The sequence below is a fragment of the Pseudoduganella buxea genome, from assembly GCF_009720835.1.
Taxonomy (GTDB): Bacteria; Pseudomonadota; Gammaproteobacteria; order Burkholderiales; family Burkholderiaceae_D; genus Rugamonas; species Rugamonas buxea.
In genome coordinates this window covers 1-11,854 of the sequence record NZ_WNKZ01000131.1, presented here as the reverse complement: position 1 = coordinate 11,854, position 11,854 = coordinate 1, and the positions used below count along the sequence as shown (strand labels likewise).

Here is an 11,854-nt window from a genome sequence, read left to right as displayed (position 1 = left end):
CATCGCGCAGGCCGGCGGCCGCGAAGGCCTGGCGGTGTACTTCCAGCGTGCGGGCCGCGGCCGATGCCGGCGCTGCCTCGCCGCCGGGCACGGGCACTTCGGTGCCGATCACGTACACGGGCGGCGGCAGGCCGGCCGCGCCGGCAGCCGCTTCGGCCACGGCGCACAGCCGCGCGGACCGTCCGGCCACCGTCTCGTCATCCAGGCGGGCCGGGTCGTCGGCGCAGCGCATGCTGCAATCCAGGTGGATCTTGTGGAAGCCCGCGCCGGCGTAGGCCGCTACCAGCGTCTCGGCGTGCATCATCGCCGTCGCCGAATCCTGCCGCTGCCAGGCATTCGGTCCCAGGTGGTCGCCCCCAAGCACCAGCCGTTCGGCCGGGAAGCCCTGTTCGCGGGCCAGCTGCAGCAGGTGCCGATGGAATTGGACTGGCGTCATGCCCGTATAGCCGCCGAACTGGTCGACCTGGTTCGACGTGGCTTCCACCAGCAGGGGCGTATCGTGCTCCAGCGCGACGCGCATGGCGGCGCGCAGCACCAGCGGATGGCTGCAGCACACGCTGTACATGCCAACGGGTTGGCCACGGCGGTGGGCCTGGACGATGGACTGGATCGGGGAAGGTGTCTGGGTCATGGCGCTTCAATGTGGAGGGAAGTGGATTGACGGGCCAGCAGGGCGGCGCCGCGCGCGCCGCCGGCGGCGCCGAAGCGGGGCGGAAGGATGGGCGGTACCCGCACGCCACGAAACAGGTGGCGCTGCACGGCGGCAGGCAGTTGCTGGTACAGGTGGGCCAGGTTGGACAGGCCGCCACCCAGCACGATGGCGTGCGGGTCGCAGGCCAGCACGACGCCGGCCAGCGCGTGGCCCAGCAGGTCCACGTGGGCGGCCAGCGCCCGCGTGGCCGCCTCGTCGCCCGTGGCACCACGCGCAACGATGGCCAGCGGCTCGGCGCCGGCGCCGCCGAAGTGGCCGTGCAGCACGCTCATGCCCGGACCGGACACGTAGCGCTCCAGGCAGCCCGCCTTGCCGCATGGGCAGGCGAACAGGGGCAGCCCGTAGCGCGCCTGCAAGGACGCGGGAATGGTCCAGTGACCCCATTCGCCGGCAATGCCGTTGAAGCCCCGCTGCAGCCGGCCGTCGGCGCAGTAGCCGCCGCCGGCGCCCGTGCCGACGATGGCGCCGAACATCGACGGCAGACCGGCGGCAGCGCCGCCCCGGGCTTCGGACAGCGCGAAGCACTGGCAGTCGTTGCCGATGGCGACCGGGCGCCCCAGCGCCTGCCGCAATGTCGTCGCCACTTCGCGGCCGTTGAGCGCGGGCACGTTCGAGCTGACCTGGCGGCCGGTGGCCTGGTCGATCACGCCGGGCAGGCCGATGCCCACCGGTGCGCTGCCGCCCAGCGCGGCGTCGCCACGCGAGACCAGGGCGACGATGGCGTCGACAAAGGCGGCAAAGTCGATGGCGGGCGTGGCGATGCGTTCGCGGAAGACTTCGGCAAAGGCCCCGTCGTAGCTCACCAGCTCGATCTTGGTGCCGCCGATGTCGATGCCGTGCCAGCCGCGGGTCGGGAGGTCAGAACTGGTCATGGCGGTAGATCGTGACGCCTTGCACGATGCGGTTGACGGTGCCGTCGGCAAACGGATTGTCGGGCGTCAGTCCCAGCACGGCCGACTGGTGCAGCGCGTACTGCTGCGCCATCAGCAGCCACAATGGCGCCAGCCAGGCATCGGCCCACGCGGGTGCCGGTGCGGCGAAGTCGCCGTCGCGCCCCACCGTGACGCAGGCGCCGGCCACGCCGTCGCGCCGCAGTTCTGCCAGCAGGTCGTCTTCATAGCGCCGGGCCAGCGCGGCGCTGCCACGGAACAGGATCACCAGCGCATCCCCGTTCAAGGCCGACTTGGGACCGTGCCGGAAGCCCAGCGCCGTATCGGCCAGGGCCAGCACGCGCCCGCCCGTCAGCTCCAGGATCTTCAATGCCGATTCGCGCGCGAGCGCTTCGAGCGGGCCGCTGCCCAGGTAGACCACGCGCTGCACGGGCCGCGTGGCCAGCGCCGCCACGGGCGCGGCCCAGTCCCGCAGGGCCTGTTCGGCCAGCGCCGCCAGTTGCGGCAGCCGCTCGGCATAGCGCTCCTTGCCCAGCACGGCCAGCGCCGCCAGCAGCATGCACGTGAAGCTGCTCGTCATGGCGAAGCCCCGGTCGCAGCTGGCCGCCGGCATCAACAGGTTCAACACGCGCCCGTCCGTGCCGTCGGCGTCCTGCCGCGCCAGGGCGCCATCGGCATTGCACGTGATATTCAGGAAGCGTGCATTGCGCACCGTGCGCCGCACCAGCTCCACGGCCGCCAGGCTTTCCGGGCTGTTGCCGCTGCGGGCGAACGACACCAGCAGGGTCGGCACCTCGTGCCGAATGTACAGATCGGGATGCGTCAACAGGCTGGTGGTGGGCACGGCGCGCACCTGGGCGGGCCAGGCCCGATCCAGTTCGTCGGCCACGATGGCGCCGACATAGGCCGAGCTGCCCGCGCCCGTCAGGATGACGCGCTGCGCCGGGTTGTTCAGGCGGTCGCCCAGGAAGGCCGCGATAGCCGGCTGTTCGCCGCACAGGTGATCGCGCAGGGCGCGCCACATGGCTGGCTGGTGGGCGATTTCCTCGGCAGTGTCGAGGCCGCTGATATCGCGCCAGGCCTGGGGTTCGCGGTTCAGGAGATGGGTCATCGAAAAATAAAGGAAAGATTAAGTTTCATAAAGCTTAGTCTCAAGATTTCGAAAAGTCAATTAAGAAAGTAAAACGAAAGTTGTCGGCATGTTCTGTTTGCGAATCGATTTGTTTTCTGGCCCGCCCGCGTGGCCCCGTGTAGCGGTTTTGCCACAATAGAGAAAGTTTGCGGCGCAGCATTTCTTTTAAACGAAAGATAAATAGCGTTAAAGAACAAATTATTCTTTCTTTTTATTGACGATGACGCATTGTCTTTCTAAAGTTGGCCTGTCAAAACCGCAATTCTTTCGGACCGATATGAAAATACCTGCTGCTTTGCTGACCCTGGCCGCCACGGCTGCCCACGCCGCCCCTGTCGGCAACCTGCGCACACTGGCGCCGGACGGGGCCGGTGGCTGGCGCATCGGCACCGATACCGGCGCGAGCGTGCGCGTCGGCTTGCCCCGCGCCGACGTACTGCACATCGAGGCGGCGCCGCCGGGCAGGAACTTCACGGGGCCGGGCGACAAGGCCGCCGCCATCGTCGTCGGCCAGGCCGCGAAGGACGCTGCCGCGACCTTGCGCGAGCAGGGCGACCACGTGCTGATCCAGACCGCCGCGCTGGCGCTGCGGATCGACCGCAAACCCTTGCGTTTCACGCTGTATCGCGTGGGCGACGACGAGGCGCTGTGGCGCGAGGTCGAGCCGCTGGAGCTGGGCAAGGGGCATAGCGTGCAGCTGCTCTCCAGCGAGCGTGACGAGCGCTTCTTCGGCGGCGGCCAGCAGAACGGTCGCTTCGAATTCAAGGGCCGCCAGCTGGAGATATCGTATTCCGGCGGCTGGGAAGAGGGCGACCGCCCCAGCCCCGCGCCGTTCCTGATGAGTTCGCGTGGCTGGGGCATGCTGCGGAACACCTGGTCCGACGGCAGCTACGATCTGCGCGACGCGACGCAGGCGGCCCTGCAGCACGCCGAGAGCCGTTTCGATGCCTATTATTTCGTTGGCAAGGACGTGCGCGACGTGCTGGCCCGCTACACCGAGTGGACCGGACGGGCGCGCCTGCTGCCCCGCTGGGCGCTGGAATACGGCGACGCCGACTGCTACAACGACGGCGACAACGTGAAGAAACCCGGCACCGTGCCGCCCGGCTGGAGCGATGGCCCGACGGGCACCACGCCGGACGTCGTCGCCAGCGTGGCCAAACAATACCGCGAGCACGATATGCCGGGCGGCTGGATACTGCCGAACGACGGCTACGGCTGCGGCTATACGGCCCTGCCGGAGACGGTCAAGGGCCTGTCGCACTATGGCTTCCGGACGGGCCTGTGGACCGAGGACGGTGTCGACAAGATGGCGTGGGAGGTGGGCCAGGCCGGCAGCCGCGTGCAGAAGCTTGACGTGGCGTGGACGGGCAAGGGCTACCAGTTCTCGCTGGACGCCAACAAGGCGGCCTACGACGGCATCGTGCAAAGCGCCGACAGCCGCCCCTTCATCTGGACCGTGATGGGCTGGGCCGGCACCCAGCGCTATGCCGTGACGTGGACGGGCGACCAGAGCGCCAGCTGGGACTATATCCGCTGGCATATTCCCACCCTGATCGGTTCCGGCCTGTCCGGCCAGGCCTATGCCACGGGCGACGTCGACGCCATCTTCGGCGGCAGCGCCGAGACCTACACGCGCGACCTGCAGTGGAAGGCCTTCACGCCCGTATTGATGGGCATGTCCGGCTGGGCCGCCGCCGCGCGCAAGCATCCGTGGTGGTTCGACGAACCGTACCGCTCGATCAACCGGCGCTACCTGAAACTCAAGATGCGCCTGACGCCGTATATGTACGGCCTGGCGCGCGAGGCGGAAACCAGCGGCGCGCCGCCCGTGCGCGGCCTGATGTGGGACCACCCGGACGATCCTGCCGCGTGGACCGAGGCGCACAAATACCAGTTCCTGCTGGGTCGCGAGCTGCTGGTGGCCCCGGTCTACCGCAGCCAGGCCGTGTCACGGGGCTGGCGCCAGGGCATCCACCTGCCGGCCGGGCGCTGGATCGACTTCTGGGACGGCCGCCAGGCCACGGCCGGCGCGGCCGGGCGCGACCTCGATCTGCAGGTCAGCCTGGACAAGCTGCCCGTGTTCGTCCGCGCCGGTGCCATCCTGCCCATGTATCCGGAAATGCTGTACGACGGCCAGAAGCCGAAGGACGTGCTGACGCTGGACCTGTATCCGGAAGGCCAGTCCGCCTACACCCTGTACGAGGACGACGGCAACACCCGCCAGTACCAGCAGGGTGCCTTCAGCACGCAGCAGGTCCGCATGCGGGCCACCGGCGCCGACGTGCACGTCGACGTCGACCCCGTGGCCGGCAGCTACGCGGACCAGCTGGCCCGGCGCGGCCATGCGCTGCGCATGCTGGCGGCGCGCCTTCCCGCCGCCGTCACGGCCAATGGCACCGCGCTCGCCAAGCACGCCACCCGCGCCGCCTACGACGCCGCAAGCGACGGCTGGTGGTTCGACGCCGCCGAGCGCCAGGGTACCCTGCATGTGAAAACGGCAAGCCAGGACATCCGCCAGCCACTGGCCTTCGTCGTCTCCGGCGTCATCGGCGATCGGCCCGACGATGAATTCCCCGCCGCGCCCGTGCTGGGCCGCGCGCTGCCGGCCGACGCCATGGTGGTGGTCAACCGACCCGCCGAGGAGCCCGGCCACCCCCTGGAAAACGCCTTCGATGGCGATCCCGCCACGTGGTTCCGCACCGTGCGCAGCCAGGCTGTGCGCAGCGGGCCCCATGAATGGACGCTCGGTTTCACGGAGCGCCGGCTGGTGGACGGCATCGAACTGGCGCCCCGCACGGACAAGCACTGGCAGCACGGCCAGGTGCGCGACTACGAACTCTACATCGCCGACAACAACGGCGACTGGGGCACGCCTGTCCAGCGTGGGCGCCTGGCGCTGAAGGAGGGCACGCAGACGATTGCCTTCCCGCCCACGGCCGGGCGCCTGCTGCGCTTCCGGGTCCTCGGCACGCAGAACCCGGAAGGCGAGGGCGCGGCGGCAGCCGACCCGACGGTCACCGCGGCCCAGGGCGCCCCGGCCCGCGCCGTCAACGCGCTGGCGCCGACGGATGTCGGCCCGATCACCCTGTCGGCATTCCGCGTACTGGAATACCAGGCGCCGCAGGAGGCCGAGCGCCAGCTGTACCTGTCCGACCTGGCGCTGCCCCGTGGCGTGGCGCGCGACCGGCCGGCCGGCAAGATGCAGCCCTCCGGCATGCGCATGAACGGCCTGCGTTTCCGCAAGGGCCTGGGCGTGGGCCCGGCCAGCCGCATCGACCTGGCCCTGGCCGGCAACTGGACTTTGCTGCGCGCCGACCTCGGTGTCGACGACAGCTGCCGCGCCGCCGGCGGACTGCAATTCCAGGTCTGGAGCGGCGCACGGCTGTTGTATGACAGCGGTTTCGTCACGGCACCCGCCGTCGTCAAGCCGGAAATCGACGTTCGCGGGCTGAAGGACATCAGCCTGCGCACCCTGGGCGCGCGCGGCGCCCGGCCGGCCCAGGTGTGCGGTAACTGGGCCAACGCCATGTTGACCGGCACGGAAGGTGCCTCGGCCACGCCGCGCTGAACGAGTCGATCCAACCATCCGTTCCCACTTCACGCCCCTGCCGTGAGCGGGGAGGGGCGCCTGCAACCTGAATAACAAGGAGATGCACATGAAACTGAAGAAAATGATGGCCGCGCTGGCGGCCGCGGGCCTGGCTTCCGGCGCGCTGGCTGCCGGCCAGGTCGAGAAGGCGTCCGAGGCCGCCGACAAGGCCGAGCAGGACGAGCGGGCGGGCAAGCTGGTGCGGGTCGAGGTGACGGGCTCCAGCCTGAAACGGATCAATGCCGAGACAGCCTCGCCGGTGCAGGTGATCGACGCCAAGCAGATCGAGAACATGGGCGCGCGCACCCTGCTGCAGGTGCTGGACAACCTGCCGGCGGCGCGGCCCGCCCAGCAGGACTTCCGGTCCATGTTCACGGGGTCCGACGGCGGCTCGCAGGCCAACCTGCGGGGCCTGGGCGCCCAGGGCACGCTGGTGCTGCTGAACGGCCGTCGCCTGTCGTTCTACGGCGCGCCGTCGGGCTTCCAGACCATGTTCGTCAATATCGATTCGATCCCGGCCGCCGCCATCGAGCGGATGGAAGTGCTGACGGACGGCGCCTCGGCCGTCTACGGCTCGGATGCCGTGGCCGGCGTCATCAACGTCATCACGAAGAAGAACTACCAGGGCCTGGAAGCGCGCGCCAGTGCCGACAAATCGGCCGAGGTATCGGCCTACGGCGAGCGCCAGGCCAGCCTTATCTACGGCACGGGCGACCTGGACAAGGACGGCTGGAACGTGTACGGCTCGGTCAACGTCTACCAGCGCGACCGCATCGCGCTGGCCGACACCTACGACAAGCGGCCCGGCTATTTCTACGTCAACAACCCGAACTTCGTCCCGAACTTCCGCATCGGCACGGGCAGCGAACCGGGCGTGCCCAACCCCGGCACCTTCTTCGTGTTCGATCCGGCAAAGAACAATGCGCGCACCCAGCGCGCCGTCGCCGGCTGCCCGACGGCCATCACGGAAGCCTCCGGCACGCGCTGCGTGTGGAACAACCTGCCGTACGCGCTCGACACGGGTCCCACGTCGGACCGGGCCACGGCCTACCTTGCCGGCCGCATGAAATTGGGCGAATCGGTCGAAGGCTTCGCCGAGGCGGCCTACACCCGCATCAAGCTGCGTGGCGAGAACGGCCCGCGCAGCTTCAACAGCGGCACCACCAGCAACTGGTTCTCGCGCAATACGGGCACGAAGCTCAACACCTTCACCAATCCCTACCTGGGCCCAAACAACGTCTACCTGCGCGGCAAGCTCGACGCGGACATGGCGGCCAGGATGGGCGGCGCGGCGGGCCTGAACTATATCCTGCAGGACGCCGTGGGCCACTTCGGCCAGACCAACCGCGACGACAGCTATCGCGCCCTGGCCGGCCTGCGCGGCAACCTGTCCGGTGGCTGGGACTTCGAGACGGCGCTGGCCATCGCCGGCAGCCATTCGACCTTGTACCAGACCACCAATATCAATACGCGCGGCTTCGAGCAGGCCTTCGGCCCAACCACCGTCGACCCTGTCACGGGCCGCGCGTACATCGCCGACAATCCGGCCTACCGCTTCGGCGAAGTCAGCGAAGCCAATGCGGCGCTGCTGCGAGCGGCCTTTCCTACCTTCGACATCCAGTCGTGGACCAAGCTCATTACGTGGGATGCGAAGATCGAAGGCACGCTGGCGAAGCTGGGCGAACGTGAAATCCGCGCCGCCTTCGGCACCAGCCTGATGCGCGAAAGCTTCGACACGCCCGGCAACGCCGACGCGGCCAATGGCCTGATCACGCAGCAGGGCGGTTCCTGGTTCGACGGCCGGCGCACCATCTCGGCCCTGTTCGGCGAGGTGATCGTGCCGCTGACGGACACGCTGGAACTGAACGCCGCGGCGCGGCTGGACAAGTACCCGAACTTCTCGGCCAACCTGGCGCCCAAGCTGGGCGTGCAGTGGCGCGCCCGCCCCGAGGTGATGGTGCGCGGCACCTACTCGGAAGGCTTCCGCGCGCCCAACCTGGCCGAATCGGGCAGCGGCGGCGTATTCGCCCAGGTGGGCGGCATCCGCGACACCGTGCGCTGCGACGAAACCAACGCCATCGCGCGCCTGCTGCTCAAATCCGTCAGCGCCACCGAGGTCGACCTGGGCAAGAACCTGCTCAATTCGAACTGCTCGACCACCGTGGGTGGGCTCACGCCCCCCAACCCCGAGCTGCGTCCGGAGCAGGCCAAGATCTCCACCCTGGGCCTGGTGCTGCAGCCGGCCCGGAACGTCAGCATCTCGCTGGACTACTGGTTCGTCTACCGCAAGAACGAGATCGTGCGGCAGGACTTCAACCAGCTGTTCACCCAGCTGGTCGAACAGCATGGCCCTACCTTGGCGGGAACGGACCGCGCCATCCGCAACGAACTCACGGATGCCGACCGCGCCAACATGGCCGCTGTCGCCACGATGTGCGCTACCCCGGCCAACGCCGCGGCGTGCGTGGGCGCCTTGCCGCGCTACTCGGTGGGCAACCTGGGTGGCCTGATCAACTCGTACACGAACCGGGGCCGTACCCTCGTCGACGGCTTCGACATCGACGCGCGGGTGCGCTTCCCGCTGGGCGAGTGGGGCAAGCTCAATACGGGCCTGGCGACGACGATCCGCAAGCGCGAGACCTACAATTACGAAGACGGCAGCGGCTTTTCGGGCAACTACGTGGGCTTCTACGATTCGCCGCGCTTGCGTGCCACCTTCAACGCCGACTGGGCCTGGCGCGATTTCGTCACCAGCGTCTTCGTCAACTACAGCGGCGGCACGAAATGGGCCTACGGCCCCTACGACACGGACAACACACCGGCAAACTGCACGGCCGCATCGGTACCGCTGCCGGCGCACCAGTGCGACGGCACGCCGTCGTACACGACGGTCAACCTGGGCTTCACGTGGAAGCCCGTCAAGGGCCTGGACGTGGGCCTGAATATCAAGAACGTGCTGGACAAGCGGCCGTATTACGACCCGAACGGCTGGGAGGGATACAACCACGCCCAGAACCTGTTCGGCCGCCAGTTCGCCTTCTCCGTCGGCTACAAGTTCTGGTGAGCCGCTACAATCAATCGACATGGACCAACGAGACACTATGAATCAGGCAAACAATCGACGTGGTTTCCTCCAGGCCGGCGCCGCGCTGGCCGGCAGCCTGCTGCTCCCCGGCGCCCTGGCCGCACCGGGCGGGCAGCGCCTGCGACTCGGCATGATCGGCACCGGCATGCGCGGCCAGGTGCTGCTGCGCGAACTGCTGCGCCGCGACGACGTGGAAGTGGCGGCGCTGTGCGATATCGACCCCGTCATGCTGGGCCGCGCGCTGGCGCTGGCCGACAAGCTGGGCAAGCCCCGTCCCCGCACCTTCGGCGAGGACCGCGACCCGCAGGCCTACAAGCGCATGCTGGACAGCCGCGCGCTGGACGGCGTCATCATCGCCACGCCATGGGAGTGGCATGCGCCGATGGCCGTCGCGGCGATGCAGGCCAAGGTGGCGGTGGGCTGCGAGGTGGTGGCGGGCATCACCTTGCAAGACCATTGGGACGTGCTGGACACGCAGCTTTCGACCGGCACGCCGTACATGCTGCTGGAGAACGTGTGCTACCGCCGCGACGTGCTGGCCGTGCTGCGCATGGTGCGCGCCGGCGTGTTCGGCGAACTGGTGCACCTGCAGGGCGGCTACCAGCACGACCTGCGCGCCGTCAAGTTCAACAGCGGCGACCCGGCCAGGCCTTACGGCGGCGGCGTGGAGTTCGGTGCCAAGGGCTTTTCCGAAGCGCGCTGGCGCACCGATCATTCGGTGCGGCGCAACGGCGAGCTGTATCCCAGCCACGGCATCGGCCCCTGCGCCATGTACACCAATATCAATCGGGGCAACCGCTTCACGCGCATCAACAGTTTCGCCACCAAGGCGCGCGGCCTGCACGATTACATCGTCAAGGAAGGCGGCGCCAACCACCCGAACGCGAAGGCAAGCTTCAGCCTGGGCGACGTCGTCACCACCACCCTGGCCACGGAAAACGGCGAAACCATCCTGCTGCAGCACGACACCTCGCTGCCGCGCCCGTACTCGCTGGGCTTCCGGGTCCAGGGCACGAAGGGGTTGTGGATGGACCTGAACCACGGCATCCACGTCGAGGGACAGAGCAAACCCCACCAGTGGGACGAGTTCAAGGCGTGGCAGGACCGCTACGAGCACCCGCTGTGGCGCAAGTTCGCGGCCCAGGCCGAGGGCGCCGGCCACGGCGGCATGGACTTCTTCGTCATCCACGCCTTCGTGGAAGCGTTGAAGGCGCGCGCGCCGATGCCGATCGATATCCACGATGCCGTCACGTGGAGCGCGATCACGCCCCTGTCCGAGCAATCCATCGCCCAGGGCTACCAGACGCTGGACTTCCCCGACTTCACCCGGGGCGGCTGGCGTACGCGCAAGCCCATCTTCGGTTTCGACGACCGTTATTGAAGGGCGCCCCGGGCCTCGACCGTTGATAGAGGGCCGGGTGGTACCCGCCATGGGGCGATCCCGATCACCAGAGGCGCCCCATGCTGTTCTTCCGCCATCCCAAGCCGGTCGTCGACCATCGTGCCATCGCCGTTCAGGTAGTGCAGCAGCAGGCCAGGGCCGGCGATGCCACGTATGCGCTGGTCGCCGCCCCGCGCGCCGGTGCGGGACCAGCGCCCGCCACGGTAGTATCGTGGGTCTTTTGCGACATCCGCGCGCACGTTCGTGCGTTGTCGAAGTGGAATTATCTTGTGCTGAAGTACAATAGCAAGCTGAGTCCCCTTCCAGCATCCATGTCCCGTCCTCCGCCCGTCCATGCCGAACCAATCCCCGCTCCCGTCTCCTCCATCCGATGACCTGAGCTGGCTCTCCGGCGGCGGCGACATGGGGGCGCTGATCCGGTCGATGGACTGGTCGCGCACGTCGCTCGGGCCCTTGTCGGGCTGGCCCCAGAGCCTGCGCACTTCCGTCAGCCTGTGCCTGTCTTCGACCTTCCCGATCCTGGTGGCATGGGGGCCGGACGACGTGCAGATATATAACGATGCCTACCGCCCCATCTGCGGCGGCAAGCATCCGGCATCGATGGGCGAGCCGTTCCGGCTCTGCTGGGCCACCGCGCTGCCGGTGGTGGGCGACGCCTTCGACCGTGCCCACGAAGGCGAGGGCGCCTATATCCGCGACCAGCGCATGTTCCTGGACCGCTACGGCTACCTGGAGGAAGCCTTCATGACCTTCTCGTTCTCGCCCATCCGCGACGAGTCGGGCGCCGTCGGCGGCGTGTTCCATCCGATCACCGAGACCACGGCCCAGGTGCTCAACGCCCGCCGCACCCGCATCCTGCGCGACCTGACGGCAGCCATCGGCGCGGCCCGGTCGATCGACGACATCGGCGCGCGGATGGTGGCGCAGTACGACAGCCTGGCTCTGGACCTGCCTTTCCTGCTGTTCTACCAGTGCGACGGCGCCGGCGGCGTGACCTTGCGCGGCAGCGCCGGGCTGGCCGCCGGCGGCGCGCTGGCGCCC

Annotated in this window: 7 protein-coding genes and 1 pseudogene; 5 read left to right on the top strand and 3 right to left on the bottom strand. The window is 68.6% G+C overall.

Going from position 1 to position 11,854, the window contains the following annotated elements:
• The 3 genes from GM672_RS25630 to GM672_RS25620 form a co-directional block, all read right to left on the bottom strand.
• Positions 1-631, bottom strand: a 631-nt coding sequence (locus GM672_RS25630; RefSeq protein ID WP_211517429.1) for a class II D-tagatose-bisphosphate aldolase non-catalytic subunit, incomplete at its 3' end; no start/stop codon positions are given.
• Positions 628-1,584 (bottom strand): ROK family protein, encoded by a 957-nt coding sequence (locus tag GM672_RS25625; RefSeq protein WP_155473354.1) that lies wholly within the window; start codon positions 1,582-1,584, stop codon positions 628-630. The genes GM672_RS25630 and GM672_RS25625, both read right to left, overlap by 4 nt.
• Positions 1,571-2,713, bottom strand: coding sequence for an SIS domain-containing protein (locus GM672_RS25620; protein WP_155473353.1), 1,143 nt, complete (start codon positions 2,711-2,713; stop codon positions 1,571-1,573). The genes GM672_RS25625 and GM672_RS25620 overlap by 14 nt, the downstream gene beginning before the upstream one ends.
• Before the next feature lie 298 nt (positions 2,714-3,011).
• Between GM672_RS25620 and GM672_RS25615 the strand changes: the two genes are divergently transcribed.
• The 5 genes and pseudogenes from GM672_RS25615 to GM672_RS25600 all read left to right on the top strand — a co-directional run.
• Positions 3,012-6,305 carry a TIM-barrel domain-containing protein gene (locus GM672_RS25615; protein ID WP_155473352.1) on the top strand — a complete coding sequence of 1,098 codons (3,294 nt, stop codon included), beginning with the start codon at positions 3,012-3,014 and terminating at the stop codon, positions 6,303-6,305.
• Between the two features lie 88 nt (positions 6,306-6,393).
• The gene (locus GM672_RS25610; protein ID WP_155473351.1) at positions 6,394-9,390 is read left to right on the top strand and encodes a TonB-dependent receptor plug domain-containing protein; all 2,997 of its coding nucleotides are present in this window, start codon (positions 6,394-6,396) and stop codon (positions 9,388-9,390) included.
• Positions 9,391-9,427: 37 nt separating this feature from the next.
• Positions 9,428-10,792, top strand: a complete 1,365-nt coding sequence (locus GM672_RS25605; protein ID WP_155473350.1) for a Gfo/Idh/MocA family protein — start codon at positions 9,428-9,430, stop codon at positions 10,790-10,792.
• Between the two features lie 80 nt (positions 10,793-10,872).
• On the top strand, positions 10,873-11,187 hold the full coding sequence (locus GM672_RS28535) for a hypothetical protein (RefSeq protein ID WP_170300243.1): 315 nt from the start codon (positions 10,873-10,875) through the stop codon (positions 11,185-11,187).
• Between the two features lie 28 nt (positions 11,188-11,215).
• Positions 11,216-11,854, top strand: a pseudogene (locus tag GM672_RS25600) (cell wall metabolism sensor histidine kinase WalK); the annotation flags it as partial.